Consider the following 25,734-nt stretch of genomic DNA (forward strand, 5'->3'; position numbering starts at 1 on the left):
TCCCGCGGCGAAAGGAGCACCGATGGTCTCGCCCGTGACCCTGCCCCGGCTGAGCTGGGGAGACCCGGCATCCTCCCGGCACGCGCTCCTCGCGCACGGCCTGGGCTCGACGGGCGCCTTGATGTGGCGGTTCGGGCTGACGCTCGCCGACGCCGGCTGGTTCGCGCAGGCGGTCGACCTGCGCGGGCACGGCGACGCGCCGCGCGCCCTCGACTACCGCCTCGACGCCTTCGCCTCCGACCTCGAGCACACGCATCCCGACCACGCCGGATCCTGGGACCTCGTGATCGGGCACTCCCTCGGCGGGGCGGCCGCGACGCTGGCGAGCGCGCGGCATCCGCGCTGGGCGCGCCGGCTCGTGCTCGTCGATCCCGCGATCCATCTCGACGACCACCAGCGCGCCGAGGTGAACGCCGGTCAGGCGGCATCCGCCTCCGCGCCCGGCGTCGACGCGATCCGCAGCGTCAACCCGCACTGGCACGAACTCGACGTCGAGCTCAAGGCGGATGCCCTGCGGCGGTGCAGCCGGTGGGCGATCGAACAGGTGGGCGTGCAGAACGAGACCTGGGACGTGCGGGACGCCGCCGCCGCGATCACCGTTCCGACGCATGTCATCGCGGCCGACCCCGAGGTGTCCTCGCTGTTCCACGGCCGCACGGCCGAGGAGGTGCTCGGCAATCCCGCCTTCTCGATGTCGGTCGTCCCTGGAGCCGGCCACTCCCTGCACCGCGACAAGCCCGAACAGGCCATGACCCAGCTGCTGGAGGCACTCCGATGAGCGATTTCGACCCCGCCGTCCTTCTTCCCGACGACCTTCTGGAGCGCATCCGGTCGCGGGCCGCCCAGGTCGACCACGACAACGTGTTCCCGCAGCAGGACCTCGACGAGCTCCGCGAGGCCGGGTACCTCGCCGTGCTCGTTCCGGCGGAGCTGGGCGGCGCGGGCCTCGAACTCGCCGAGGTCTCGCTCCTGCAGCAGCGGCTCGCGACGGCATCCCCGGCCACCGCCCTCGCTGTCAACATGCACCTGGTCTGGACGGGCGTCGCAAAGGTGATGGGCGATCGCGGAATCGACTCGCTGCGGTTCGTCCAGGAAGGGGCGGCCGCCGGCGAGGTGTACGCGTTCGGCATCAGCGAGGCCGGCAACGACCTGGTGCTGTTCGGCAGCGACACCGACGCGGTGCCGCTGCCCGACGGCGGATACGTCTTCACCGGGCGCAAGATCTTCACCTCGCTCGGGCCGGTGTGGACCAGGCTCGGGCTCCACGGGCTCGACACGACCTCACCCGACGGTCCCAAGCTCGTCTACGCGTTCGTCCCGCGATCCGACGCCGTCGTGACGCGCGACGACTGGGACACGATGGGCATGCGCGGCACGCAGAGCCGCACCACCGAGCTGAACGGCGTCGTGGCTCTCCCGGAGCACGTGGTCCGCCGGGTGGATGCCGGCCCGAGCGCCGATCCGATCGTCTTCGGCATCTTCAGCGTGTTCGAGCTGCTCCTCGCCTCGGTGTACACCGGCGTCGCGCGACGCGCCCTCGACCTCGCCGTCGAGGCCGCCGCACGACGCACCTCGAAGCGCACGGGCCGTCCCCTCAGCGAGGATCCCGACATCCGATGGCGCATCGCCGGGATGGCGCTGGCGTACGACGCGCTCCCCCTTCAGCTCTCTGTGCTCTGCGCGGACGTGGATGCCGGGGTCGACCACGGCGCGCGCTGGTTCACGCTGCTGTCCGGCGTCAAGCACCGCGCCGTGACGATGGCCAAGCACGTCGTCGACGAGGCGATGCTCACCGCCGGCGGGTCGTCGTACTTCACCCGCAACGAGCTCAGCCGGCTGTACCGCGACGTGCTGGCCGGGATTTTCCACCCCTCCGACCCGGAATCTGCGCACTCGACGGCAGCGAGCGCCTGGCTCGGCCCGCTGCCGTCCTGAGCGGGCGGCCTCGACTCAGACGCCCATCCGGTCGAGGGCGGCGGCGAGCCGGGTGACGGTGCCGTCGACGTCGCCGAGCTTGTCGAGTCCGAACAGCCCGACCCGGAAGGTCGAGAACGTGTCCGGCTCACCGCAGTGCAGGGGAACGCCCGCGGCGACCTGGATCCCGTGGGCGGCGAACGACGAGCCGGTGCGCAGCCCCGGGTCGTCCGTGTGCACGACCACGACGCTCGGGGCGGCGAATCCGGCTGCGGCCACCGAGGGGAGGCCGTGCTCCGCGAGCAGGTCCCGGACCCGCGCGCCGAGGTCGAGCTGCGCCCCGCGCAGCGTGTCGAGGCCGCGACCGGTGGTCTCGATCATCTGACCCAGGTTGTGCAGGATCGAGTCGGTCGGCATGGTCGCGTGGTACGCCGCCTTGCCGTCGCGGTATGCGTCGGAGATCTTCAGCCACGTGCCGAGGTCGACGGCGAAGCTCGTGGTCGTGCCCGATTCCACAGCCGCGCGCCCCGCCGCGCTGAGCATGACGTAGCCGACGCCGGGCGTGCCACTCCATCCCTTCTGCGGGGCGCTGAGCAGCACGTCGACTCCGAGAGCCTCCATGTCCACCCACATCGCGCCCGACGCGATGCAGTCCAGCACGAGGAGTCCGCCGTTCTCGTGCACGGCATCCGCCAGCGCCCGCACATACGCGTCGGGCAGCAGCATGCCCGCCGCGGTCTCCACGTGCGGCGCGAAGACGATCCCCGCGCCCTGGCTGCGGATCGCCGCCACGACCTCGTCGATGGGTGCCGGCTCCCAGAGCGCCTGATGTCCGTCGCCCGTGGGGCGGGCGGCGCAGACCGTCGTCTCGGCGGCGATCGACCCCGCGTCGAGGATCTGCGACCACCGATACGAGAACAGCCCGTTGCGCACGACGAGCGCGCGGCGGCCCGTCGCCAGACGGCGCGCGGTCGCCTCCATGGCATAGGTGCCGCCGCCGTTCACGAGGGCGACGCTGTCGGCTCCGTACGTGCTGCGCAGGATGTCGAGGGTCTCGCGGGCCGCCGCGATGAACCGCTGCGACATGTGGTTCAGCGAGCGGTCGGTGAAGACCACCGAGTACTCGAGAAGGCCGTCCGGATCGATGTCAGCGTGGGGAAGGGTCATGCGCCCAGCATCCCACGATGCCGTCGCTCACCGCGGCCAGGCCTCCACCAGGCGCTGCGACACGCGGAATGCGTTCGCGACGATCGTCAAGGTCGGGTTCACGGAGCCGTTGGTGGGATGCAGGGACGAGTCGCACACGTAGATCCGGCGCGTTCCGTGCACGCGGCCACCGGCGTCGGTGGCGGAATGCTCGGGCGAATCGCCCATCCGCATCGTGCCGCACGAGTGCTCGCCCGCCGCCGAGGCCGTCGCCGGGCCGGACAGACGACGGACGGCGCGGGCCCCGGCGGCATCCAGCCAGCGCGCGCCCTCGACCGCCATGCCGTCCTCGACCAGACGGGACGCGGCGTGCACGTTCTTGCGCAGTGCGGCGCCGGGTCGACCCCATCGGTCACGCACCTGGCCCGCGAGGGTCACCCGCGAGACCGGCATCGGAATCTCCTGCCCCATCCCGAACACCCCGAACACGTGGGCCCGGCCGTCGCGCATCCACTGCTTGTGGCCGGCGCCCCAGGCGGGAACGCCCTCGTTCGCGGGCGCCATCGCCGACGTGAGCGGAAGCAGACCCATGAGGTCGACGAGCACGCCGCCGCCCCACGGGATGCTCCCGGCGTGCACGTGGTCCAAGGTGGCGATCGAATGCCCGGGCCCGATGAAGGGCTTCACGGGCTCGTCCACCATTCCCACGATCGTGGTGAAGCGATGGTCGTGCAGGTGGCGTCCGACGTGGTCATTGCCGATGCCGCTGGCCAGCAGCAGCCGGGGCGTTTCGACGGCTCCCGCCGCGACGACGACGACATCGGCGCTCACCGTCAGGGTCACCGGCTCCCCCGACGTGTCCGCCATGATGGTGACTCCGGCACCGCTCGGGCCGTCGCGCACCTCGATCACCTCGGCGTCGACGAGCAGATCGCACCCGCCGGACGCCACAGCCCGTGCCACGAAGGTGTTGTGGGCGCCGTTCTTCGCATCGACCGGACACGCGTGGCCGACGCACTGCGGGCAGCGCACACAGGCCGGGCGACCGTCGTGCGGCACGCTGTTGATCGCGAGCGGAATCGGCCCCCAGCCCCAGCCGAGTCGCTCAGCGGCGCGCGAGAGCAGCTCACGCGCCGGTTCGGTGCCCATCGCCGGCATCGGATACCCGGCCGAGCGCGGTGTGCGCCGGGTCAGCGCGCCCGTCTCGCCGGCGACGCCCAGTTCCCATTCGGCCCGGGTGTAGTGCGGCTCCATCTCGTCGTAGTCGACGGGCCAGTCCGCCAGGCTCGCGCCTTCCGGGTTGCCGTACTCGCTCGCCATCGCGAAGTCCTCCGGGAGGAATCGCCACGACATGCCCTGCCAGACCCGCGTCCCCCCGCCGAGGACGTCGGCATTGAGGCCGTATGGTCCGGCGTCGCCGGTGCCGTCGACGACCTCGTCGTGGTCGCCGGCTCGGATCAGACGCGGATGACCCTGCCCCGGCCCGACCGTCGGCCAATACACGGCGTTGCGTTTGCCGTGCAGGTGATCGCCGCGAAGGGCCGAGTTCGGCAGCAGCGGCGCACGCTCCACGAGCAGCACCCGGCGCCCTGCCTCGGTGAGCACCTGTGCGGCGACACCGCCGCCGGGCCCGGTGCCGACGATGATCGCGTCGTAGCGCGCGGCCACCTGACGCGGCGAGATCGTGGCGGGCAGTGCCGGGTCGATCGGGTCCACGCCGGGCGGCACGGCGCGGTAGCCGACCATCTCCAGGCCCGCCGGGCTCCGTCCGTCGGCAGCCGCGTAGTACCCCTCCCAGCAGACCCGGCGCAGCGCCTCGAACTCCGCCGCTGCGGACTCGCCGGCGAGCAGTTCGTCCTGGCGGTGAACGGGCAGCTCGGCGAACCCGCCGGCCCCGTCCCCTGCAGCCGCGGCATCCAGCCGCCCGGCGAGCGCCTCCAGGAGCGGTCGCGCCCAGGCGAGATCACGATGGGCCGGTCCGTCCTCATCGGTCAGATACGCCCCCACTCCCCCGACCCAGCCCGACGGCCATGCGTCGGCCGGGATGATCCGGTCGACGGCTGCCCGCAGAGTCGGAAGGGCGCGACGGAATCCGTCGCGCCCTTCCGCGGACTCACCGGCCGGCAAGCGAACCGCCGATGCCGCCGACGCTGAAGTACTTGTTCAGGAAGGCGAACACGATCACCGGCGGGATCATCATCACGACCGCGACGGCCATGACCGAACCCCAGTCGGTGGCGTTCTGCTGGAAGAACGTCTCGAGGCCCTTCGGCAGCGTGTACACGCTCTGGTCCTGGAGGAAGATCAGCGCGATCAGGTAGTCGTTCCAGGCCAGCAGGAACGAGAAGATCGCCGTCGACAGGATGCCCGGCAGCGAGTTGCGCATCACGATCCGCGTGAAGCTGCCGAACACGCTCGCCCCGTCCATCCAGGCCGCCTCTTCGAGGGAGATCGGGATGGAGTCGATATACGCGGCCATCATCCAGATCGCCACCGACATCGTCGAGCCGATGTAGACGATCGCCACGCTCGCGAGCGTGTTGGTCAGCCCCAGCACCGAGAAGGTGATGAACAGCGGGATGACCGCTGTGACCACCGGGAGCGACTGGATCACGAACAGGATGAGCGAATACCCCGAGACGAGACGGTTGCGCACCCGCGAGAGCACATAGCCGGCGGGGGCGGCGACCGCCACCGCGACGATGACCGTGGCGAGCGCGACGATGAGGCTGTTCTTCAGCCACAGCAGCACGTCGGTCTGGGTGAAGACGTAGACGTAGTTCGCGAACGTGAATCCGGTCGCGGTGCTCGTGGACTGGCTGGGCTGCGTCGACAGCACGACCACGGCGATGATCGGCGCGATGATCAGGAGGGTGATGACCAGGATCAGGAGGAAGCGCCACCACTTGCCGCGCTCCCCCGTGGAGAGGTCCGCCTTCCCGCTCTTCCCCTTGCTCTCGAGGCCCCCGAGGGTGACGGGCGCCTGCGAGTCGCCATGCAGGATCTGGCTCATTCGATGTTCACCTTCTTGATCTGTTGGTAGAGCACCACCGAGATGACCACGAGCACGGCGGTCATGATGAACGCGATCGCGGTGCCGATTCCGGTCTGCAGGTTCTGGAACGCGTACTGGTACGCGAGCACGATGAGGGTGGTGGTCGCGTTGACCGGGCCGCCCTGGGTCAGCAGGAAGATCGTCGGGAAGTCGTTCACGCAGAAGATGGTCATGAGGATCCACGAGATGTACGTGGTCCGGGAGATCATCGGCAGCGTGATGCCCGTGAACGTGTGCCAGCTGCCCGCGCCGTCGACCTTCGCCGCCTCATAGACGTTGGTGTCGACGGACGCGAGGGCCGACGACATCATCATCATCATGAACGGGAAGCTGATCCAGACCTTGAAGATGCAGACCAGGATCTGAGCGAGCAGGGGGTCGCCCAGGAAGTTCACGTTGTCCATGCCGAACCACGAGAAGATGATCGGCAGCGGGCTCTGCGGCGTTGCGACCAGCCAGTTCCACGCCGTCGACGAGACGACGATCGGGACGATCCACGGCAGCAGGAGCAGAACCTTGAAGGTCGTGTTGGCCGGAATCTTCGTGCGCAGCAGGAGTGCGAGTCCGAGACCGACGACCCACGAGCCGAAGACGCCGACGATCGTGAAGATCAACGTGAACTCGGCCGCCTGCCAGAACTGCGGCGATGTCAGGACGGTGACGTAGTTCTGCAGACCGACGAAGTCCGCCTCCCACGGCAGCGTCGATGGTGTGCCGTTCTGCAGCGACTGCAGGAAGGCATAGATGACGGGGAAGAGATTGAGAAGGATGAGCAGGATCAGCGACGGCAGCGCGAACGCCGACAGCGTCGGCCAGGACCGGCCGAGGGTCGTTCGCCCGCCATTGGGCCCGCGCGGCGCGGGGGCGGCCGGACCACGGCCGGCCACCCCCACTCCACGTCTTGCTCTCTTCAGTCCCTCCGCGGCGTTCGCTGTCATTGCGACTCCCCTCTGTGCGGTTGCGTCACCGGGCGAGACTGCCCGATCACGCGGACTCGAGCGCGCTCTGCAGCGTCGTGAGCGCCGCCTTCGCGGTCGTGTTGCCGCCGAGGATACTCTGCGCGAACGCGATCATCGGCTGGGTTCCATCGACCTTGGTGACGTTGTAGAACACCGTGTTCTGTCCCGGGGCACCCCAGGTCTTCGAAATGGGCTGCCAGGTCTCGATGATCTTCGTCGCCTGAGGGTCGTCCGCGTACGCTTCCTTTGCGATCGACTTGAGCGGAGGAAGGCCGATGCCTGTCTTCTTCGTCCAGAGCGTCTTCATGTTCTGGTAGTAGTAGTTCAGGAACGCCTCCGAGCCTTCCACGCTCGTCGTGTTCTTGAACATGAAGATGTTGTTCGGGAAGTACAGCGCGCCCTTCTGTCCGGACGGGCCCACCAGCGGGTCCCCGACCACGAGGTTGCTCGCGACCGACGCGTTGACGTTCGCCGGCGTGCCGGCGCCGTCCCAGATCATGCCGAACTTGCCGGCGTTCATCTGCGAGTAGGCGTTCGCCGACGTGTAGGTGGCGCTGCGCGGATCGACGTACCCGTTCTTCACGAGGCCGAGGACCCACTCCATCGCCTGGATGTTCGCGTCGGTCACGACATCCACGTTCTGGTCCTTGTCGAACAGACCGCCGCCGTTGTTGATCATGTGCGCGACCAGGGTGTGCCCGCCGGTGAAGGCGCCCGCGCCCGAGTACGTGCCGTAGCCGTAGACGCCGATCTTCTTGAGCGCCTTGCAGGCCGCCTCGAACTCGTCCCAGGTGGTCGGCAGCGAGGCGCCGGCCTTGTCCATGAGCTGCTTGTTGTACCAGTAGAGCCGCATGTCGAGGTTGTACGGCACGGCCGCATAACCGTTGGCGGTCTTCATGGTGTCGAGCAGCCCCGGCAGGAAGTCGTCCTTGATGCCGTTGGACGCCCACTCCTTGGCGATGACGTTGTCGGCGTAGTGGATCTTGCCCTGCTTCTCGAACAGGAACGCGGTGGTCCCACCGCCGGAGCTGACCGACGGGTTGGTGTTGGCCGCCACCGCGGTGGTGAACGTCTGGGTGAAGTTCGCCCACTGGATCTGCTGGTAGGTGACCGTCGGCAGGCCCTTCTTGGGCTTGTAGGCCGCGACGATGGCCTTGTCTTCGTTCGGGAAGGCCGTCGGGGCGCCCCACGGCATGTTCCAGAACTTGATGGGCTTGGCACCGGAGGACGAGGAGCCTCCTCCGGGGGTACACGCCGCCAGAAGCGTCGCGGCGGCCGCCGTGCCGGCGACGCCCATGAAGCCTCGCCGGGTGAGACCGCTTGCCTTCGATTCGGATGTCATCTGGGACTCCTTCCGTGCCCGCCTTCCCTGGCGGGCAACTCGTTCTCCGTCGAACTGCTGGTGCACGTTGCAGCCTCGCGCCGTGCTCCCACGTCATCGAGGTGCGCTCTAGTTTCCAGTGCTTTGTTGTGCTTGTCAACATTTAGGTCACCGAGCTATGCAAGCGCTCCCATTCGCGGAATGGAGCCTATCTCCCCCTGGGCGATTTGCACCCGGCGGATGGTCTCACCTCGGTAACAGATCTCCTTCCGCGTGCACATCGAGGGGCGCTGCGGCGGATTCGCGCACCACCAGCTCCGTCGCGAGCTCCTCGCGGGGAGCCGTCGTCTCGGGGTCGTCACGCAGCCGCAGCAGCATCCGCAGCGCGGCCGCGCCCATGTCGGCGACAGGCTGTCGCACGGTGGTCAGCGCCGGTGTCGTCCAGGCCGCTTCGGGCAGGTCGTCGAACCCCACCACGCTCAGTTCGCGGCCGATCCGGATGCCGCGCTCCGCGGCCGCCCGATACACCGCAAGGGCGAGGGGGTCGGTGCACGCGAAGACCGCGGTCGGCGGGTCGGCCGCATCGAGGAGGCAGCCGATCGCGACATCGTCGGCTCCCCCGCCGGCGTGCACGACCCGTGACGCGTCGAGCGAAGCGCCGTCCGCGGCCAGCGCCGAGCGGAAGCCGTCCAGACGCGCCTGGCTGTACAGATGACCCGGCGGGCCGGCGACCACCGCGAACGATCGATGACCGAGTTCGAGCAGATGCCGCCCCGCGGCGTGACCGCCCGCCCAGTTCGACGCTCCCACGCTCGGGACGTCGGCGGCCGGTGCAGCGACCGGGTCAAGCAGGACGATCGGGATGCCGGCGGCCCGGAGGGCGGCCAGCTCACCGGCGGTGGGCGAGACCAGAGCCAGCACCGCACCACGAGACGGACGCGCGAGCAGTCGCTCCAGCCAGCTGCGCGGGCCGACGTCCCTGGCCAGCATCACGACGACGTCGAGACCGGCGCCCGAGGCGGCGCGCTCCACACCGCTCAGCACCAGGTTCGCCCACGAGCCTTCCACGCCGCTGATCACGAGGTCGACCAGGTGGAGATCGGGCGGTGCGGCGGACCCGCGCCGTCGAGTCCGGCGGTATCCCGTCTCGGCGAGGATCCGAAGCACGCGATCGCGCATCTCGGCGGACACGTCCGAGCGTCCGTTGAGCACCTTGGACACGGTGGGCACCGTCGTGCCGGCCCGGGCGGCGATGTCCGCCAGGGTCACCGCACCGCCCTCGTCCGTCATGGGGGCCATGATGCCACTACTTGCGCAACTTGCATAGGCTTCCAGGGGCTTGATTTCCGATCTTCCGCCGTGCCAGACTCAAGAATCTCGGTGACGTCCGTCCCGAGTTGCGCAACTTTGCGGGAGGGTGACGGTGCCGTCACAACAACTACTGCGGGTCGGAATGGTCGGATATGCCTTCATGGGCGCCGCGCATTCGCAGGCTTGGCGGACAGCCCACCGGTTCTTCGATCTGCCTCTCACCCCCGAGATGACGGCGCTCGTCGGCCGCGACGAGCAGCGCGTGCAGGCTGCGGCGGAGCGGATGGGGTGGGGCTCGGTCGAGACGGATTGGCGGCGCCTCATCGAGCGCGATGACATCGACCTGATCGACATCTGCACCCCGGGCGACACGCACCGAGAGATCGCGGTGGCGGCACTCGCGGCCGGCAAGCACGTGCTGTGCGAGAAGCCGCTGGCCAACACCGTCGCCGAGGCCGAGGAGATGGCGGCCGCCGCCGAAGCCGCGGCGCAGCGCGGAGTGTTCGCGATGTGCGGCTTCACGTACCGGCGCACGCCCGCCCTGGCCCTCGCCCGGCGCTTCGTGCAGGAAGGCCGCCTCGGACAGATCCGGCACGTGCGCGCGCAGTACCTGCAGGACTGGCTGAGCGATGCCGACGCACCTCTGACCTGGCGCCTCGACAAGGACAAGGCCGGAAGCGGAGCCCTCGGCGACATCGGCGCGCACAGCATCGACCTCGCCCAGTGGCTCACCGGTCAGCGCATCGCCGGCGTCTCGGCCCTGATGCACACGTTCGTCACCGAGCGCCCGGTCGGCGGCGACTTCGTCGGCCTCGGCGGACACGGTGCCACCGGACAGGACGCGGCCCGGGGCCCCGTCACGGTCGACGACGCCACCGCCTTCACGGCACGGTTCGACGGCGGGGCGATCGGCGTCTTCGAGGCGACCCGATTCGCCCTCGGCCGCAAGAACGCCGTCCGCATCGAGATCAACGGGACGGCCGGATCTCTCGCGTTCGACTTCGAGGAGTCCAACGTGCTCCAGTGGTTCGACGCCGCCGATGCGGCGGATGCCCAGGGCTTCCGCCGCATCATCGTCACCGAGCCGGTGCATCCGTACGTCGGCAACTGGTGGCCCGCCGGACACGGCCTCGGCTACGAGCACGGCTTCACTCACCAGGTGGTCGACCTCGTCACCGCGATCGCCGCCGGCGAGCAGCCGCGCCCCTCGTTCGCCGACGCGCTGCAGGTGCAGCGCGTCCTCGCCGCCATCGAAGCCTCCGCGGAGAACTCCTCCGCCTGGCAGTCCACCACCGACTAGGCCCGGAGACCATGTCGCACCCCACGCGCAATGCGCTCATCGTTCGCGGCGGATGGGACGGGCACCAGCCCGTCGAGACCACCGCGCTGTTCCTCCCCTTCCTCGAGGCGAACGGCTTCGCCGTGCGGATCGAGGACTCCACCGCCGTCTACACCGACGCCGAGTACATGTCGACCGTCGACCTCATCGTGCAGGTCAACACGATGAACACCATCGAGAAGGACGAACTGGCCGGGCTCATCGCCGCCGTCCGCGCCGGCACGGGCATGGCCGGGTGGCACGGCGGCATCGCCGACTCGTATCGGAACAGCGCGGACTACCTCCACATGATCGGCGGCCAGTTCGCGCACCACGCGTCCAAGGCGGCGCCCGAGGAGCTGTCCGGCGAGCAGTCCGACAACTACATCCCGTACACGGTGCACATCACGCCCCTCGGGCAGCGGCATCCGATCACCGCCGGCGTCGCCGACTTCGATCTCCTCACCGAGCAGTACTGGGTCCTGAGCGACGAGTACAACGACGTCCTGGCGACCACCACGCAGACCGTCCGGCCGTGGGATGCCTGGGACCGCCCGGTCACCGCACCGGCGATCTGGACCCGGCAGTGGGGCCGCGGCCGCATCTTCGTCTCAGCCCCCGGCCACCGGCTGGAGGTCGTCGAGGATCCGAACGTGCGCGGCATCATCGAGCGCGGCATGCTGTGGGCCGCGCGCGGGTCCGAGCTGCCCGCGCCGCGCGAGAACGAGGAGGCCGCGTCATGACCGCGGAGCCGCTGCGCATCGGCATCGTCGGCGTCGGCAACATCAGCGCGCAGTACTTCGAGAACCTCCCGAAGCTTCCGGGCCTGCGCCTGGTCGCCGTGGCGGACATGGATGCCGCCCGCGCCGCGACGGTCGCCGAAGCACAGGACGTCGCCGCGCGCTCGGTCGACGAGCTGCTCGCCTCGGACGACATCGACGCGGTGCTGAACCTCACCATCCCCGCCGCGCACGTCGAGATCGGCACGCGGGCGCTCCAGGCCGGCAAGCACGTCTACGCGGAGAAGCCGCTGGGGATGTCGACCGCCGAGGCGGCGCCGATGCTGGACCTGGCCCGCGAGCGCGGACTCCGGGTCGGAAGCGCCCCCGACACGGTGCTCGGCACCGGCATCCAGACCGCTCGGGACCTGCTCGACAGCGGCGCGGTCGGCGCGCCCGTCGCGGCCTCCGTGCACTGGACGGCGCCCGGCCACGAGCTCTGGCATCCCGCGCCGCAGTTCTACTACCAAGCCGGCGGCGGACCGCTCCTGGACATGGGCCCGTACTATGTCACGGCGCTGATCACTCTCTTCGGACCCGTCGTGCGCGTCACCGGCGTGACCTCCCGGTCCGCCCGCGAGCGCCTCGTCGCGACCGGTCCGCAGGCCGGTCAGGGCGTCCCGGTGGACGTCGACACCCACGTGACGGCGATCCTCGAGCACGCGAACGGCGTGACCGCGACCGTGACCGTCAGCTTCGAGGTGTGGGCATCCCGCGCCCCGCTGTTCGAGGTGTACGGCGTGGCCGGCACGATCGCCGTGCCCGACCCGAACCGGTTCTCCGACCCGGTCGAGGTGTACACGGCCGAGCGACGCGAGTGGACCGCGGTACCCGAATCGGCCGGCTACGCCGATGCGGGGCGCGGGTTCGGCCTCGCCGACATGGCGCGTGCGATCGCGACCGACCGCCCCCACCGGGCCTCCGGCGAGCTGGCGTTCCACGTCCTCGACGTCATGGAGAGCGTGCTCGTCGCTGGCGCCGAGCACCGCGTCGTGGACATCCGCAGCTCGGTCGAGCGTCCGGCGCCGGTGCCGTTCGGCTCCGCCCCGGACTCCTGGTAGCCGCCGGCCGGAGGACCGGCGCTACGAGCGGGAGTCGAAGTCGAACGCCTTCAGCAGCTCGGTCACGGCCTGGTCGCGTTCCTGGCCGCCCTCCTCGAACATGTGCGTGACGTGCGTGCGCAGGTGGTTCTCCAGCATGAGCTTGTTCAGAGACTCGAGGGCTTTCTGGATCGCACGGGACTGACCGATGATGTCCATGCAGTACTCGTCGTTCTCGATCATCTTCGCAAGCCCGCGCACCTGGCCCTCGATGATGGCGGTGCGGTGCTTGGCACGCTTCTTGATGTCGTCGATCACCCAGCCAGGCTACTCGCCGCAGACAGTGCAAGGATGACCGGATGCCGCGTACTCCGACCTCCCTGCTGAGCCCGGCCGACCGGGAAAGGCTCCGGGCGCTCCGGCGCATGAAGTCCGTCTGCCTCGGTGCCCTCATCGGCCTGGCGCTGGTGTTCGCGATCTCGTTCGCCCTGGAGGCGCAGGTGACCTGGCTCCAGTACGTGCGCGCCGCAGCCGAGGGCGGCATGGTGGGCGCGCTCGCGGACTGGTTCGCGGTCACCGCGCTGTTCCGGCATCCGCTCGGGCTGCCGATCCCGCACACCGCGATCATCCCCACCCGCAAGGACGAGATCGGGCGGAGCCTGGGCGAATTCGTCGAGACCAACTTCCTGTCCACCGACGCGGTCCGCACGAAGCTCGCCGCCACGCCGATGGCGGAGCGGCTGGGCACGTGGCTGGCCGAGCCGGAGCACGCCGCGCGGGTCGTGCAGGAGGCGTCCGGGGTCGCCTCCGGCATCCTGCGCGCACTCAGCGACGACGACGTGCAGGAGGTCCTGGAGCAGCTCGCCCGAGAACACCTCCTCGAGCCCGAATGGGGCCCGGCCGCGGGCGCGTGGCTCGAACGCGTCGTCGCCGCGGACGCGCACCGGGCCGCCGTCGACCTCGCTGTCGACAGCGTCGCCACGTGGCTCGACGCGAATCGGGCGGCCTTCGACGGGCTGGTCTCGCGCCGGCTGCCCTCGTGGGTCCCGTCGGTCGCGCACCGATTCGTCGACGAGACGGTGTACCGCGAGGCGGTCGGGTTCGTGCAGGCGGTGCAGGACGACCCGCAGCATCCGGCCCGGGCCGCCATCGACGGCTATCTCGACCGGCTCGCCGGCGCGCTCCAGGAGGATCCTGCGATGATCGCCCGGGTCGAGGGCGCCAAGCGCGCGGTGTTCGACTCGCCGCGGGTGCGGGAACTGGCCGCGCAGGCGTGGGATGCCGCGAAGACCGGCCTGCTGACCGCGCTCGGCGATCCGCACAGCGCCCTGCGGTCCCGGGCGGTGAGCGCGGTCGCCGACATCGGCGCGCGCCTCGCCGCCGACCCGGCCCTGCAGCACCGCGTCGACACCTGGCTGACGGATGCCGCCGTCGCCGCCGTGGGCCGCTACCGTCACGACATCGCGTCGATCATCGTCGAGACGGTGGAACGGTGGGATCCTGCCGAGACGACCGAGAAGATCGAGCTCATGGTCGGTCGCGACCTGCAGTACATCCGCCTGAACGGCACGATCGTCGGCGCCATCGCGGGCCTGGTGATCTTCACCGTCGCCCACGCGCTGATCCCGGTGGGCTGAGCGTTTCGACTCGCTGCGCTCGCTCAACGACCGCGGGGGCAGCGACACCCGGTCGTTGAGCGAGGACGCGCGAAGCGCGACCGAGACGAAACGTCATCCCAGCAGGCCAAGCGTTTCGACTCGCTGCGCTCGCTCAACGACCGGGGAGCGACACCCGGTCGTTGAGCGAGGACGCGCGAAGCGCGACCGAGACGAAACGCGTCACGTTCCGAACGTCGGACCCCGGGCATAGAGTCCTGCGATGGCTCACGTCTACATCCTGCGATGCGCAGACTGTACGTACTACGTCGGCAGCACGAACGATCTCCGGCGACGCCTCGACCAGCATGCAACGGTTCACGGCAGCGCGTACACCCGTCGTCGCCTCCCGGTCGAGCTGGCCTGGTGCTGCGAGTTCGAACGGCTCGAAGATGCGTTCCTGTGGGAGAAGCGAATCCAGGGCTGGAGTCATGCGAAGCGGAAGGCTCTGATCGAGGGCGGCTTCGAGGCCGTTCGCGGATGGAGCGCCCGCCACCGGCGAGCAACGGCTGCTCGGGTGCCCACGGAGGGCTGAGACGCACGACGCGTTTCGACTCGCTGCGCTCGCTCAACGACCGGGGCACCACGTGATTCGACTCGCTGCGCCCACTCAACGACCGGGGGCGAAACGAGGGCGGCCGTGGGACGATGCAGAACATGATCAGCGTTGCACTGGTGCGCCATGCGAAATCCGACTGGGGCGACCCGAACCTGCCCGATCACGACCGTCCCCTCAATCAGCGCGGGACGCGGGACGCGCCCGCACAGGCAGCCCGGCTGGCGGACACCGGGTTCCGCCCCGACGTGATCCTGTCGTCCACGGCGCTGCGCGCCCGCACCACCGCGCAGGCGTTCGCCGGCGAGTTCGGGCTCGAGATCGACCTTCAGCGTCAGCTCTACGGCGCACCCGCGCCCACCCTGCTGCGCGCGATCGAGACCGCCGGGCTCGCCGGAGCCGAGTCGGTGCTCATCGTCGCCCACGACCCCGGGATGAGCGACCTCGCCTACGCCCTGTCGGCCGAGCGGATCGACCGGATGCCGACCTGCGCGATCGCCCGGTTCACGTGGCAGGAATCGGACTGGCCGGTGATCGACTCCGTCGAGCCCGACGAGTGGGAGCTGATGACGCCGCGATAGCCGTTCCCCGGCCATCGCGGCGCCCATCGGCCGCTCAGGCGATGACGACGCCGTCTTTGTACACGCGCTCGATGATCGGCACCCCCGGCCGGTAGGCCAGGTGGACCCGGGTCGGGGCGTCGAGCAGCACCAGGTCCGCCCGCTTGCCCGGCCCGATCACCCCGATGTCGTTGCGGCGAAGCGCCCGCGCGCCGCCCGCGGTCGCCGCCCACACGGCCTCGGCGGTCGTCATGTGCATCTCGCGCACGGCGAGGGCCACCATCAGCGGCATCGAGTTGGTGAAGCACGAACCCGGATTGCAGTCGCAGGCGATCGCCACGGTCGCGCCCGCGTCGATCAGGCGGCGGGCATCCGGGTACGGCTGCCGCGTCGAGAACTCGACGCCCGGCAGCAGGGTCGCGACCGTGTTCGACCCGGCGAGGGCCGCCACGTCGTCGTCGCTCAGGAAGGTGCAGTGGTCGACGGACGCCGCACTCATCTCGACGGCGACCTGCACGCCCTCCCCCGGGCCGAGCTGGTTGCCGTGCATGCGCGGGATGAGACCCGCCGCGATCCCCGCGGCGAGGATGCGGCGCGCCTCGTCCGCGGTGAACGCGCCGCGCTCGCAGAACACGTCGATGTACTTGGCGTGCGGCGCGACCGCGCGCAGCATCGGACCCGTGACGAGGTCGACGTAGTCGTCCCGGGCATCCGCGTACTCGGCGGGGACCACGTGCGCACCGAGGAACGTCACCTCGGGGGTGATCTCCGCGGCGATCCGCGCCGCCCGGGCCTCGTCGGCGACCGTCAGGCCGTAGCCGGTCTTCACCTCGAGCGTGGTCGTCCCCTGTCGCGCGCTCTCGGCGACGAGCGCGGCGAGACGCTCGCGCAGTTCCTCGTCGGATGCCGCACGGGTCGCGGTCACGGTGCGCCGGATCCCGCCGGCAGCGTACGGCACGCCCGTCATCCGCGCCTCGAACTCGTCCGCGCGGTCGCCGGCGAAGACCAGGTGGCTGTGGCTGTCGACGAAGCCGGGGATGACGGCGCGGCCGCCGGCATCCACGACCTCCGCATACGCCGGAGCGTCGGCGGCCTGACCCACCCACGTGATGAACCCGTCTTCGATCAGCACGGCGGCGTCGGTCAGGGTGCCGCACCGGTCGTCCCCGATCGGCACGTTCGTCGTCAGTTCGCCGATGTTCGTGATCAGCATGGGCTCACCTCTCCTGAGGACGGGTCATGCGACCCGCCACGATCGTCGCGGTCACGTCGCCGGACCGGGCGACGAGCGGCAGCTGGTGCACGTCGGCACCCCACGTCCGGGTCGAGCCGGTGTCGACCTCGACCGCGTCGAAGGCGTCCCCGACCCGGAATCCGTCGGTCGCGGACCCCGCTCGCCACAGCTGCGCCGGCGAGAAGACGCCCCGCCGCTGCAGCCGGAGCCGCTGGTCGAGCTCGAGCCGCGCGGTCTCCTCCCATGGGTCGATCACGGCGTTCTGGTCCGATCCGATCGCCAGCCGCGCACCCGCCGCGAGCAGCTCGGGCGCCGGCCCGATCCCGTCGCCGAGGTCGGCCTCGGTCGTCGGGCACATCACGATCGTCGCCCCGGCGGCGCCGAGCAGCTGGATGTCGAGGTCGGTGAGGTGCGTCGCGTGCACGGCCGACAGCCGCTCGGTGACCAGGCCGTGGGCTGCGAGCAGCTGGGTCGGCGTCACCCCGTGGGCGGCCAGGCACTGCTCGTTCTCGGCGGGCTGCTCGGACACGTGCACGTGCAGCGGCACCTCGGCCGGCAGTCCCGCCGCGACCGCGGCCAGGTCGGTCGGCTCGACCGCCCGCACCGAGTGCACCGCGGCACCGAGCTCGGTGAGCGGATGCCCCGCCAGGGCGTCGCGCAGCGCGTGCCAGCGGGCCAGCCAGCCGTGCACGTCACCGTCGCCGAACCGCCGCTGCTCTTCTGCGAGCGGGGCGCCCACCCCGCCGCGCAGGTACACCGTGTCGAGCAGGAGCAGCCGGATGCCGGCCGAGGCCGCGGCGTCCGCGAGTGCGATCTCCATGTCGTGGGCGGGGTACGGAGTGCCGTCCGGCCGGTGGTGCACGTAGTGGAACTCGGCGACCGAGGTGTAGCCGGCATCCCGCATCTCGGTGAACACCCGGGTCGCGAGGTCGCGGTATCCGTCGGGGGTCAGCGCGCCGGCTTCGGCGTACATGCGGGTGCGCCACTGCCAGAAGTCGCCGCCGTCGTCGTGGGTGCGGCCGCGCAGCAGCCGATGGAAGGCGTGCGAGTGCGCGTTGACGAAGCCGGGCACGACCGTCGTGAGCTGCACGTCGCCGGCCTGGGCGTGGGTGCCCTGGTCGATTCCGGTGATCGCACCGTCCTCGGTCTCGATGCGCACCCCGGGCACGAACCGGCCAGCAACGAGCGCGAGCGCGCAGTGGAATGCGGTCATGAGGCGTCCCCCGCGAGGTCGCGCAGCACATCCGCGAGCGCGCGGGCACCGGCTTCGCAGTCCTCGTCGCGCGCCCCTTCGCCCGGCGCGTGCGACACCCCGGTGGGGTTGCGCACGAACACCATCGCCGTCGGCACGTGCGCGGCGAGGATGCCCGCGTCGTGGCCCGCGCCGGTGGGGATCGCCGGGACGCCGCCGAGCACGGCGGCGATGCGGTCCGTGAGAGCCGGGTCGAACGCGACGATGGGCGAGAAGGACTCCTCGGCGACGGTGAGGACGCAGCCTTCCGCCGCGACCGCACGGCCGGCGGCCTCGATCGTTGCCGCGAGCTGCGCGCGCACGTCGTCGTCTTCGGCTGCACGGATGTCGAGCCAGGCCTCGACGCGGGACGCGATCACATTGGTGCCGTTGGGCGTGACCTGGATGCGGCCGATCGTGGCGCGCGCGGCGGGTCCGGCCGCGCGTGCGGTGTCGCGGACCGCGAGGATCGCCGCCGCCAGGGCCACGACCGGATCGCGGCGCCCGGCCATCGGCGTGGTCCCGGCGTGGTTGCCCTCGCCGTCGACGGTCAGCCGGTAGCGGCCGTGCGGGATGATCGCCGACGCCACGGAGAGCGGCATCCCGCGATCCTCGAGGTCCCGACCCTGCTCGACGTGGAGCTCCACGAACGCGCCGAGGTCCGCCAGCCGGGCCGGATCGGCCCCGAGCGTGGCCGGGTCCAGGCCGGCGTCGCGCCACGCCTGCTCGAACGTGATCCCGTCGGGATCGCTGCGCGCCCGGACGGCGGCGGGGTCGGATGCCCCGACCAGCAGCCGCGACCCGAGGCAGGGAAGCCCGAAGCGGCTCCCCTCCTCCTCGGCGAAGGCGACCACGGCCACGGGCCTCGCCGGCCGGAAGCCGGCTGCCTGCAGCTGAGCGACCGCCTCGAGGGCGCTCACGACGCCGAGCGGGCCGTCGTACGCGCCCCCGCCGGGGACGGAGTCGAGGTGGCTGCCGGTCGCCACGGCATCCGGCCCGCGCGCGCCCCACCAGGCCCACAGGTTGCCGTTGCCGTCCTGTTCGACCTCGAGTCCCAGGTCGGCCGCGGACCCGCGGAACCAGGCCCGCAGGGCCAGATCCGCGTCATCCAGCAGGTGCCGGGAGTATCCACCGCGAACCGGGTCGCGGCCGATGTCGGCGATCTCGCGCATCCTGGCTGCGACGCTGGAGCGCGCGCGCACCGTCATGTCAGGCGTCCAGCATGGGGACCTTCAGTCCCCGCTCGCGGGCGATGTCCTTCGCGTGGTCGTAGCCGGCGTCCACGTGCCGCATGACACCCGTGCCGGGGTCGTTGGTGAGGACGCGCTCGATCTTCTGCGCCGCCAGCTCCGAGCCGTCGGCCACGGTGACCTGGCCGGCGTGGATGGAGCGGCCGATGCCGACGCCGCCGCCGTGGTGGATCGACACCCACGAGGCACCCGAGGCGGTGTTCAGGAGGGCGTTCAGGAGCGGCCAGTCGGCGATGGCGTCCGAGCCGTCCTTCATGGCCTCGGTCTCGCGGTACGGGCTCGCGACCGATCCGGAGTCGAGGTGGTCGCGGCCGATCACGATCGGACCTTCCAGCTCGCCGGATGCGACCATCTCGTTGAACTTGAGTCCGGCGAGGTGGCGCTCCTTGTAGCCCAGCCAGCAGATGCGGGCGGGAAGTCCCTCGAAGTGCACCTTCTCGCCGGCCTTCTCCAGCCAGCGGTGCAGCGCGGCATCCTCGGGGAAGAGCTCCGCGATGGCGCGGTCGGTCTTGTAGATGTCCTCCGGGTTGCCCGACAGAGCAGCCCAGCGGAACGGGCCGCGGCCCTCTTCGAACTGCGGGCGGATGTAGGCCGGGACGAAGCCTGGGAAGGCGAACGCGCGGTCGTAGCCGCCCAGCTTCGCCTCGGCGCGGATCGAGTTGCCGTAGTCGAAGACCGCGGCGCCCTTGTCGAGGAAGCCGACCATCGCCTCGACGTGCGCGGCCATCGCCTTGCGCGACTGCTCGGTGAACAGCTCCGGATCGGCGGTTGCGGCGGCCTTCCAGTCCTCGAACGACACCTCGAGGGGCAGGTACGCCAGCGGGTCGTGTGCGCTCGTCTGGTCGGTGACGATGTCGATCGGGACCTCGCGGCGCAGGAGCTCCGGGAAGATCTCCGCGGCGTTGCCGACGATGCCGACGGAGAGGGCCTCGCCGGCCTCCTTCGCGGCGACCGCGCGGGCGATCGCCTCGTCGAGGTCGGTGTAGTAGACGTCGAGGTAGCCGTGGTCGACGCGTCGTGCCAGGCGCGACTCGTCGACGTCCACGATGAGGCAGGCGCCGTCGTTGAGCGTGACGGCGAGCGGCTGCGCGCCGCCCATGCCGCCGGCACCGCCGGTCAGCGAAAGGGTGCCCTTCAGGGACTCCTTGCCGAGCGAGCGGGCCACGGCCGCGAAGGTCTCGTACGTGCCCTGCAGGATGCCCTGCGAGCCGATGTAGATCCACGAGCCGGCGGTCATCTGGCCGTACATCATGAGGCCGAGGTCCTCGAGGCGGCGGAACTCGGGCCACGTGGCCCAGTCGCCCACCAGGTTCGAGTTGGCGATCAGCACGCGGGGCGCCCACTCGTGGGTACGGAACACGCCGACCGGCTTGCCGGACTGCACCAGCAGCGTCTCGTCGGGCTCGAGCTCGTCGAGCGTGCGGACGATCGCGTCGTACGCGGCCCAGCTGCGCGCCGCGCGGCCGGTGCCGCCGTACACCACGAGGTCTTCGGGGTGCTCGGCGACCTCGGGGTCGAGGTTGTTCATCAGCATGCGCTTCGCGGCTTCGGCGCCCCAGCTCTTCGCGGTGCGCTCGGAGCCACGGGGAGCGCGGACGACGCGGGTCTCGGCAGAGGTGCTCATCGGTTCTCCTTGGTGTTGGTGAAGGCGGCAGCGGCGACGGCGCCGCTGATCACGAGGTCGGTGACGGCTTCGATGTCGGGCGACACGAAGTGGTCGGGCCCTGGGCCGGGGACGACGGTGCGGACGAGGTCGCGCACGGCGCCGGTGGCGGTTCCGGGCTGCAGCGGGGCGCGCAGGTCCAGCGCGCGGCAGCCGGTGACGACCTCGACCGCGAGCACGCGGGAGAGACCGTCGATGGCGCGGCGGAGCTTGCGGGCGGCGGCCCAGCCCATCGAGACGTGGTCCTCCTGCATGGCGGACGACGGGATGGAGTCGACGGATGCCGGCACCGCGAGGCGCTTGAGCTCGGAGACGATGCCGGCCGCGGCGTACTGCGCGATCATCAGGCCGGAATCGACCCCGACCTCGTGCGCGAGGAACGGCGGCAGGTCGCGGTTGCGGGCGACGTCGAGGGCGCGGTCGGTGCGGCGCTCCGAGATGGATGCCAGGTCCGCGACGGCGATCGCGAGGAAGTCCAGCACGTAGGCCACGGGCGCCCCGTGGAAGTTGCCGTTGGATTCGACGCGGCCGTCGACGGTCACGACGGGGTTGTCGACCGCCGAGGCGAGCTCGCGCAGGGCGACGGTGCGGGCGTGGTCGGCGGTGTCACGAGCCGCGCCGTGCACGATCGGCGAGCACCGCAGCGAGTACGCGTCCTGCACGCGGCCGTCCTCGGGCCCCTTGTGCGAGGCGATGATCGGCGAGTCCGCGAGCAGCGCGCGCAGGTTCGCGGCCGAGGCGCCCTGCCCGACCTGGGGGCGCAGCGCCTGCAGGTCGGCGGCGAACACCGCGTCGGTGCCCATCTGGCTCTCCACCGAGAGGGCCGCCGCCAGGTCGGCGGTGTCGAACAGGGTCTGCAGGTCGTGCAGCGCCAGCAGCAGCATGCCGAGCATGCCGTCGGTGCCGTTGATGAGGGCGAGGCCCTCCTTCTCGCGCAGCTCGACCGGCGCGATGGATGCCGCGGCGAGCGCGTCGGCGGCATCCTGCTCGGTGCCGGCGGCGTCGCGCACGCGTCCTTCGCCCATCGCGGCCAGCGCCACGTGCGACAGCGGCGCGAGGTCGCCGGAGCAGCCGAGCGAGCCGTATTCGCGCACGATCGGGGTGATGCCGGCGTTGAGCATGGCCGCGTAGGTCTCGACGACGAGCGGGCGCACGCCGGTGCGCCCGGTGGCGAGGGTCTGCAGGCGCAGCAGGTGCAGGCCGCGCACGACCTCCCGCTCGACCTCGGGGCCGGTGCCGGCCGCGTGGGAGCGGATCAGGCTGCGCTGCAGCTGCACGCGCCGCTCGGGCTCGATGAACTTGGTCGCGAGGGCGCCGAAGCCGGTGGAGATGCCGTAGTGCGGCACGGGGTCGTCGGCGAGCGCCTCGATGAGGGCGCGGGAGGCGGCGACGCGCTCGAGCGCCGCGGGGGCGATCTCGACGCGGGCGCCGAAGCGGGCGACGGCGACGACGTCGGCGGGGGTGAGGACGTCGGCCCCGACGACGACGACGGAGGCGGGAGCGGTGGTGGTCATGTTCTGATTCCACACCGCGGCAGGTGTCGGCGCGAGGGGTTTGTGGCATCATGTGTCTGGGATGACAGACAAACCACCGCAGGTTCCGGCCGCCGATCAGACCCTCCGGATCCTCACGTACCTCGCCCGCCAGCCGGCCCCCGTTCCGGCGGCGGCGATGGCGCAGGCGCTCGGCATCCCGCGCTCGAGCGTCTACCACCTGCTCGACGCCCTCGCCCAGCACGGCTATGTCGTGCACGTCCCCGCGGAGCGCCGCTGGGGCCTGGGGACGGCGGCGTTCGAGCTCGGCGGCGGCTACAGCCGCCAGCAGCCGATCGCCCGGCTCGGCCGGCGCCTGGTCGCCACGCTCGCCGACCGCACCGGCGAGAGCGCCCACCTGGCGATCATGAGCGGACGCGACGTCGTGTACATCGTCGAGGAGCGCGCGCCCCGGCGTCCGGCGCTCGTGACCGATGTGGGCGTGCGCCTGCCCGCCCACCTGACCGCGACCGGACGCGCGATGCTCGCGGCGCTGCCGGCGGCGCAGATCCGCGCGCTGTTCCCCGACGCCGCGAGCTTCACCGACCGAACCGGCCACGGGCCCGCGACACCGGGAGCGCTGCGCGAGGTGCTGCGCCGCGTGCGCGCCGACGGCTACGCCTCGGAGGACGGCGAGATCACGCTCGGCCTTCGCTCGGTCGGCGTGGCCGTGCTCGACCATGCCGGCTGGCCGGTGGCCGCGGTCGCGACCACCTGGGCCGAGGATGCCGCGCAGGATGCCGCATCCCTCGTCCCCGCGGTGCGCTCCGCCGCCGCGGAGCTGCAGCGGCGCCTCTACGGCCGGTGATCAGTTTCTGAAAGACCCTTTTACTTCCCTTCGTCCCGTCGTATTCTGAAAGCACTTTTCGAAATGCTCTTTCAGGATTGGATGCCGTCATGGACGAGAACCGTCGCCGTCTCGACGACCCGGAGGCCCTGGAGGCGCTCGCGCACCCCCTCCGGCTGAATCTCCTCGGCTACCTCATGTCGGCCGGGCCAGCGACCGCGTCGGCCTGCGCCCGGGCCGTCGGCGACTCCCCCTCCAACTGCAGCTACCACCTGCGTGTGCTGGCGCGCCACGGCCTCGTCGAGACCGCGGAGACCGAGGACGGCCGCGAACGGCCGTGGCGTGCCACCGTCACTGGCCTCGAGACCCCGCTCGACGCCGCCGACCCCGACCTGGCCGCGACGGCCACCGACCTGATCGCGGCCTCGCTGCAGCTGGAGTACCAGCTCGCGCGGGAGCATTTGCGCAGCCGCGATTCGCTCGACCCGCAGTGGCGGGAGGCGGACGCACACCTCAACTACGGAGTGCGGGTGACCCCCGCAGAACTGCGTGCGCTCATCGAGCAGATCGATGCGCTCGTTCGCCCCTACATCGCCGCCACCCGCACGGACGCCCCGGAGGATGCCGCGATCGCGGAACTCTCTCTCCTCGCGTTCCCGCGGCCGACGTTCGGGAAGCCGAGGACATGAACGGCGCACAGCGGGCGCGCAGTGCGCTGGCCGCGCCCGCGTTCCGCCGTCTGTGGCTGGCCGGAGTCGTGTCGGACACCGGGGATTGGTTCCTCTTCGTCGCGCTGCCCCTCGTCGTCCTGCGTCTCAGCGGGTCGGCGGCCGGGGCCTCCCTCGCGTTCGTCCTCGAACTCGCGCCGACGGTGGTGCTCGCCCCCGTGGCCGCACGCCTCGCGGTCCGTTTCGACCGGCGCCTGCTCATGGTGTGCACGAACCTCGGGCAGGCGCTGGCGCTCGTGCCCCTGGTGTTCGTCCACGAGGCGTCGCAGCTTCCGATCGTGTACGTCGTCATCGCCGCGCACGCGTCGCTCGCCGCCCTGTTCGAACCGGCGAAGAACTCGCTCCTGCCGGCGCTCGTCGACGAGGATCAGCTCGTCTCGGCGAACGGCCTGGTGGGCCTCGGGCAGAACCTCGGCCGGCTCGTCGGCGGTCCGCTGGGCGGGGTGGCCCTCGCTGCGGGCGGGCTCCCCCTGGTCGCCGCCGTCGACGCGGCGAGCTTCGTGGTGTCTGCCGTGCTCATCGCGTCGCTGCCGCGAGGCGCGGGTCGCCGCATCGCGCCGGCGCCCGAGGCGGAGACGGATGCCACTCCGGGCGTCCTGGCCGCCTTCCGTCTGCTGCCCCTGCGTCCCGTGTTCCTCATCGTCTCCCTCGCGAGCGTCGCCCAGGGCATGTTCCTGGTGCTGTTCCTGCTGTTCGTGACGGGCCCGCTGGAGGGCACCGCCGCCGACGTCGGGGTGCTGCGCGGGGTGCAGGCCGTCGGGGCGATCCTCGCCGGCCTCGCACTGGGCTTCCTCGCCCGCGGCGCCACGCCGCGGGCGCTCACCGTCGGCAGCGTCCTCGCCTTCGGCCTGCTCTCTCTGATCACGTGGAACCTGCCGCGGCTGACGACCGAGCTGTGGCCCTACGTGGTGCTCTTCGCCGTCGTCGGCGCACCGGGGGTCGTCATGATGACCGGGGTCGTCAGCGTGCTGCAGACCTCGGCGCCGGCCCGCAGCCTTCCTGCGGCATTCGCCGCGCTCGGCTTGATCGCCGCCGTGGGTCAGGCCGCCGGCATCCTGATCGCGGGGCTCGCCGGCATCCCGGGCCTGCTGCAGCCCCTGCTCGACGTGCAGGCGGCGCTCTACCTCTGCACGGGGGTCGTGGGGCTCGTCTGGCTGCGTCGCCCGGCGCCCGCGAAGACCGCCCTCAGTCGACCTTGACGACGTCGCCGCCGGTCAGGCGCACGAGCTCGTCGTAGGTGAGCGGAAACACGGTGTGCGGGGTGCCGCCCGCCGCCCAGATCTCCGGGTACGCCGCCAGCGCCTCGTCCACGTAGGTGCGGATCGGCGCCGGATGCCCGGTCGGGGCGACCCCGCCGATGGCCTGCCCGGTGGCTTCGCGGACCTGGTCGGGCGTGGCGCGGGCGATCCTGCCGGAGCCGATGCGTTCCGCCAGGAGCTTCGTGTCGACCCGGTGGGCACCGCTGGTCATCACCAGGAGCGGCGCATCGTCGGCCCAGAACACGAGGCTGTTGGCGATCGCTCCGACCTCGACCCCGAGCGCCGCTGCGGCAAGGGCGGCGGTGGCCGCCGAGTCCGGCAGCACGACGATCTCGCCGGAGATGTCCGCAGCGCGCAGCGCGTCGTGGACGAGTCGGCTTCGAACGGGCAGGTGCGTGGTCATTCCGCCAGCCTAGGGCGTCTGCCAAAGTGAGGG

The 25,734-nt window shown here is 71.2% G+C and carries 24 protein-coding genes; 11 read left to right on the plus strand and 13 right to left on the minus strand.

All coding sequences use genetic code 11. The annotated features are described in order from the left end of the window. The first annotated feature begins 22 nt into the window (after window positions 1-22). Together LK09_RS06170 and LK09_RS06175 are read left to right on the plus strand one after the other, a co-directional pair. Complete coding sequence (locus tag LK09_RS06170; protein ID WP_039397184.1) at window positions 23-778, plus strand: alpha/beta fold hydrolase; 756 nt, start codon at window positions 23-25, stop codon at window positions 776-778. Further along, window positions 775-1,935 carry an acyl-CoA dehydrogenase family protein gene (locus LK09_RS06175; RefSeq protein ID WP_039397186.1) on the plus strand — a complete coding sequence of 387 codons (1,161 nt, stop codon included), beginning with the start codon at window positions 775-777 and terminating at the stop codon, window positions 1,933-1,935. Before LK09_RS06170 ends, LK09_RS06175 begins: the two co-directional genes overlap by 4 nt. A 15-nt stretch (window positions 1,936-1,950) precedes the next feature. Here LK09_RS06175 and LK09_RS06180 read toward each other — a convergent pair whose 3' ends face one another. The 6 genes from LK09_RS06180 to LK09_RS06205 form a co-directional block, all read right to left on the minus strand. Next, window positions 1,951-3,081 (minus strand): aminotransferase class V-fold PLP-dependent enzyme, encoded by a 1,131-nt coding sequence (locus LK09_RS06180; RefSeq protein WP_039397188.1) that lies wholly within the window; start codon window positions 3,079-3,081, stop codon window positions 1,951-1,953. Between the two features lie 27 nt (window positions 3,082-3,108). Further along, entirely contained in the window at window positions 3,109-5,187 is a 2,079-nt protein-coding gene (locus tag LK09_RS06185) for a GMC family oxidoreductase N-terminal domain-containing protein (protein WP_052226457.1), read from the minus strand. After that, on the minus strand, window positions 5,174-6,073 hold the full coding sequence (locus LK09_RS06190; RefSeq protein WP_039397190.1) for a carbohydrate ABC transporter permease: 900 nt from the start codon (window positions 6,071-6,073) through the stop codon (window positions 5,174-5,176). The genes LK09_RS06185 and LK09_RS06190 overlap by 14 nt, the downstream gene beginning before the upstream one ends. Continuing rightward, a complete protein-coding gene (locus LK09_RS06195) occupies window positions 6,070-7,053 on the minus strand; it encodes a carbohydrate ABC transporter permease (protein WP_039397192.1) in 984 nt (327 codons plus the stop codon). Before LK09_RS06195 ends, LK09_RS06190 begins: the two co-directional genes overlap by 4 nt. Window positions 7,054-7,099: 46 nt before the next feature. After that, entirely contained in the window at window positions 7,100-8,416 is a 1,317-nt protein-coding gene (locus tag LK09_RS06200; RefSeq protein WP_039397194.1) for an ABC transporter substrate-binding protein, read from the minus strand. A 225-nt stretch (window positions 8,417-8,641) separates the two neighbouring features. After that, window positions 8,642-9,694, minus strand: coding sequence for a LacI family DNA-binding transcriptional regulator (locus LK09_RS06205; protein WP_082008084.1), 1,053 nt, complete (start codon window positions 9,692-9,694; stop codon window positions 8,642-8,644). A 154-nt stretch (window positions 9,695-9,848) separates the two neighbouring features. On the opposite strand from LK09_RS06205, the gene LK09_RS06210 reads away from it, so the two are divergent. From LK09_RS06210 to LK09_RS06220, 3 genes are read left to right on the plus strand one after another with little or no spacing between them, the layout of a single operon-like run. After that, the gene (locus tag LK09_RS06210) at window positions 9,849-11,006 is read left to right on the plus strand and encodes a Gfo/Idh/MocA family protein (protein WP_197060974.1); all 1,158 of its coding nucleotides are present in this window, start codon (window positions 9,849-9,851) and stop codon (window positions 11,004-11,006) included. A gap of 11 nt (window positions 11,007-11,017) precedes the next feature. Then, window positions 11,018-11,767 (plus strand): ThuA domain-containing protein, encoded by a 750-nt coding sequence (locus LK09_RS06215; protein ID WP_039397196.1) that lies wholly within the window; start codon window positions 11,018-11,020, stop codon window positions 11,765-11,767. Then, window positions 11,764-12,864 carry a Gfo/Idh/MocA family protein gene (locus tag LK09_RS06220; protein ID WP_039397198.1) on the plus strand — a complete coding sequence of 367 codons (1,101 nt, stop codon included), beginning with the start codon at window positions 11,764-11,766 and terminating at the stop codon, window positions 12,862-12,864. The genes LK09_RS06215 and LK09_RS06220 overlap by 4 nt, the downstream gene beginning before the upstream one ends. A 21-nt stretch (window positions 12,865-12,885) precedes the next feature. Here LK09_RS06220 and LK09_RS06225 read toward each other — a convergent pair whose 3' ends face one another. Further along, on the minus strand, window positions 12,886-13,161 hold the full coding sequence (locus tag LK09_RS06225; protein ID WP_039397200.1) for a metal-sensitive transcriptional regulator: 276 nt from the start codon (window positions 13,159-13,161) through the stop codon (window positions 12,886-12,888). A gap of 41 nt (window positions 13,162-13,202) precedes the next feature. Between LK09_RS06225 and LK09_RS06230 the strand changes: the two genes are divergently transcribed. The 3 genes from LK09_RS06230 (at window position 13,203) to LK09_RS06240 (ending at window position 15,635) form a co-directional block, all read left to right on the plus strand. After that, entirely contained in the window at window positions 13,203-14,480 is a 1,278-nt protein-coding gene (locus LK09_RS06230; RefSeq protein ID WP_039397202.1) for a DUF445 domain-containing protein, read from the plus strand. 241 nt (window positions 14,481-14,721) lie between these two features. Next, window positions 14,722-15,033, plus strand: coding sequence for a GIY-YIG nuclease family protein (locus LK09_RS06235; protein WP_039397204.1), 312 nt, complete (start codon window positions 14,722-14,724; stop codon window positions 15,031-15,033). 122 nt (window positions 15,034-15,155) lie between these two features. After that, entirely contained in the window at window positions 15,156-15,635 is a 480-nt protein-coding gene (locus tag LK09_RS06240) for a SixA phosphatase family protein (protein ID WP_039398154.1), read from the plus strand. 34 nt (window positions 15,636-15,669) lie between these two features. On the opposite strand, the gene hutI is transcribed toward LK09_RS06240, so the two are convergent. Genes hutI through hutH form a run of 5 tightly spaced genes read right to left on the minus strand, consistent with a single transcriptional unit; the run spans window position 15,670 to window position 22,506 of the window. Beyond that, complete coding sequence (gene hutI / locus LK09_RS06245) at window positions 15,670-16,827, minus strand: imidazolonepropionase (protein WP_039397206.1); 1,158 nt, start codon at window positions 16,825-16,827, stop codon at window positions 15,670-15,672. Between the two features lie 4 nt (window positions 16,828-16,831). Beyond that, on the minus strand, window positions 16,832-18,061 hold the full coding sequence (locus LK09_RS06250; protein WP_052226458.1) for a formimidoylglutamate deiminase: 1,230 nt from the start codon (window positions 18,059-18,061) through the stop codon (window positions 16,832-16,834). Continuing rightward, window positions 18,058-19,287 (minus strand): allantoate amidohydrolase, encoded by a 1,230-nt coding sequence (locus LK09_RS06255; RefSeq protein ID WP_039397209.1) that lies wholly within the window; start codon window positions 19,285-19,287, stop codon window positions 18,058-18,060. The genes LK09_RS06250 and LK09_RS06255 overlap by 4 nt, the downstream gene beginning before the upstream one ends. 1 nt (window position 19,288) lies before the next feature. Continuing rightward, the gene (hutU, locus tag LK09_RS06260; protein WP_039397210.1) at window positions 19,289-20,953 is read right to left on the minus strand and encodes a urocanate hydratase; all 1,665 of its coding nucleotides are present in this window, start codon (window positions 20,951-20,953) and stop codon (window positions 19,289-19,291) included. Next, a complete protein-coding gene (hutH, locus tag LK09_RS06265; protein WP_039397212.1) occupies window positions 20,950-22,506 on the minus strand; it encodes a histidine ammonia-lyase in 1,557 nt (518 codons plus the stop codon). The genes hutU and hutH overlap by 4 nt, the downstream gene beginning before the upstream one ends. A gap of 61 nt (window positions 22,507-22,567) precedes the next feature. Here hutH and LK09_RS06270 point away from each other — a divergent pair, with 61 nt between their 5' ends. From LK09_RS06270 to LK09_RS06280, 3 genes are all read left to right on the plus strand, one after another. After that, entirely contained in the window at window positions 22,568-23,332 is a 765-nt protein-coding gene (locus tag LK09_RS06270) for an IclR family transcriptional regulator (protein WP_039397214.1), read from the plus strand. An 89-nt stretch (window positions 23,333-23,421) separates the two neighbouring features. After that, on the plus strand, window positions 23,422-24,000 hold the full coding sequence (locus tag LK09_RS06275) for an ArsR/SmtB family transcription factor (RefSeq protein ID WP_039397215.1): 579 nt from the start codon (window positions 23,422-23,424) through the stop codon (window positions 23,998-24,000). Continuing rightward, on the plus strand, window positions 23,997-25,238 hold the full coding sequence (locus LK09_RS06280; protein WP_052226459.1) for an MFS transporter: 1,242 nt from the start codon (window positions 23,997-23,999) through the stop codon (window positions 25,236-25,238). The genes LK09_RS06275 and LK09_RS06280 overlap by 4 nt, the downstream gene beginning before the upstream one ends. On the opposite strand, the gene LK09_RS06285 is transcribed toward LK09_RS06280, so the two are convergent. After that, window positions 25,225-25,701 carry a YbaK/EbsC family protein gene (locus tag LK09_RS06285; protein ID WP_039397217.1) on the minus strand — a complete coding sequence of 159 codons (477 nt, stop codon included), beginning with the start codon at window positions 25,699-25,701 and terminating at the stop codon, window positions 25,225-25,227. The two genes, LK09_RS06280 and LK09_RS06285, sit on opposite strands and share 14 nt — an antisense overlap. Window positions 25,702-25,734 lie beyond the last annotated feature (33 nt).

This window comes from Microbacterium mangrovi (assembly GCF_000802305.1).
Classification (GTDB): domain Bacteria; phylum Actinomycetota; class Actinomycetes; order Actinomycetales; family Microbacteriaceae; genus Microbacterium; species Microbacterium mangrovi.

Coding starts and splice junctions, on each gene's coding strand:
- LK09_RS06215 (WP_039397196.1), top strand. CDS start 11,018: ATGTCGCACCCCACGCGCAATGCGCTCATCGTTCGCGGCGGATGGGAC.
- LK09_RS06205 (WP_082008084.1), bottom strand. CDS start 9,694: ATGGCCCCCATGACGGACGAGGGCGGTGCGGTGACCCTGGCGGACATC.
- LK09_RS06170 (WP_039397184.1), top strand. CDS start 23: ATGGTCTCGCCCGTGACCCTGCCCCGGCTGAGCTGGGGAGACCCGGCA.
- LK09_RS06255 (WP_039397209.1), bottom strand. CDS start 19,287: ATGACGGTGCGCGCGCGCTCCAGCGTCGCAGCCAGGATGCGCGAGATC.
- LK09_RS06285 (WP_039397217.1), bottom strand. CDS start 25,701: ATGACCACGCACCTGCCCGTTCGAAGCCGACTCGTCCACGACGCGCTG.
- hutH (WP_039397212.1), bottom strand. CDS start 22,506: ATGACCACCACCGCTCCCGCCTCCGTCGTCGTCGTCGGGGCCGACGTC.
- LK09_RS06175 (WP_039397186.1), top strand. CDS start 775: ATGAGCGATTTCGACCCCGCCGTCCTTCTTCCCGACGACCTTCTGGAG.
- LK09_RS06280 (WP_052226459.1), top strand. CDS start 23,997: ATGAACGGCGCACAGCGGGCGCGCAGTGCGCTGGCCGCGCCCGCGTTC.
- LK09_RS06220 (WP_039397198.1), top strand. CDS start 11,764: ATGACCGCGGAGCCGCTGCGCATCGGCATCGTCGGCGTCGGCAACATC.
- LK09_RS06235 (WP_039397204.1), top strand. CDS start 14,722: ATGGCTCACGTCTACATCCTGCGATGCGCAGACTGTACGTACTACGTC.
- LK09_RS06230 (WP_039397202.1), top strand. CDS start 13,203: ATGCCGCGTACTCCGACCTCCCTGCTGAGCCCGGCCGACCGGGAAAGG.
- hutI (WP_039397206.1), bottom strand. CDS start 16,827: ATGCTGATCACGAACATCGGCGAACTGACGACGAACGTGCCGATCGGG.
- LK09_RS06195 (WP_039397192.1), bottom strand. CDS start 7,053: ATGACAGCGAACGCCGCGGAGGGACTGAAGAGAGCAAGACGTGGAGTG.
- LK09_RS06275 (WP_039397215.1), top strand. CDS start 23,422: ATGGACGAGAACCGTCGCCGTCTCGACGACCCGGAGGCCCTGGAGGCG.
- LK09_RS06210 (WP_197060974.1), top strand. CDS start 9,849: ATGGTCGGATATGCCTTCATGGGCGCCGCGCATTCGCAGGCTTGGCGG.
- LK09_RS06270 (WP_039397214.1), top strand. CDS start 22,568: ATGACAGACAAACCACCGCAGGTTCCGGCCGCCGATCAGACCCTCCGG.
- hutU (WP_039397210.1), bottom strand. CDS start 20,953: ATGAGCACCTCTGCCGAGACCCGCGTCGTCCGCGCTCCCCGTGGCTCC.
- LK09_RS06250 (WP_052226458.1), bottom strand. CDS start 18,061: ATGACCGCATTCCACTGCGCGCTCGCGCTCGTTGCTGGCCGGTTCGTG.
- LK09_RS06190 (WP_039397190.1), bottom strand. CDS start 6,073: ATGAGCCAGATCCTGCATGGCGACTCGCAGGCGCCCGTCACCCTCGGG.
- LK09_RS06240 (WP_039398154.1), top strand. CDS start 15,156: ATGATCAGCGTTGCACTGGTGCGCCATGCGAAATCCGACTGGGGCGAC.
- LK09_RS06200 (WP_039397194.1), bottom strand. CDS start 8,416: ATGACATCCGAATCGAAGGCAAGCGGTCTCACCCGGCGAGGCTTCATG.
- LK09_RS06180 (WP_039397188.1), bottom strand. CDS start 3,081: ATGACCCTTCCCCACGCTGACATCGATCCGGACGGCCTTCTCGAGTAC.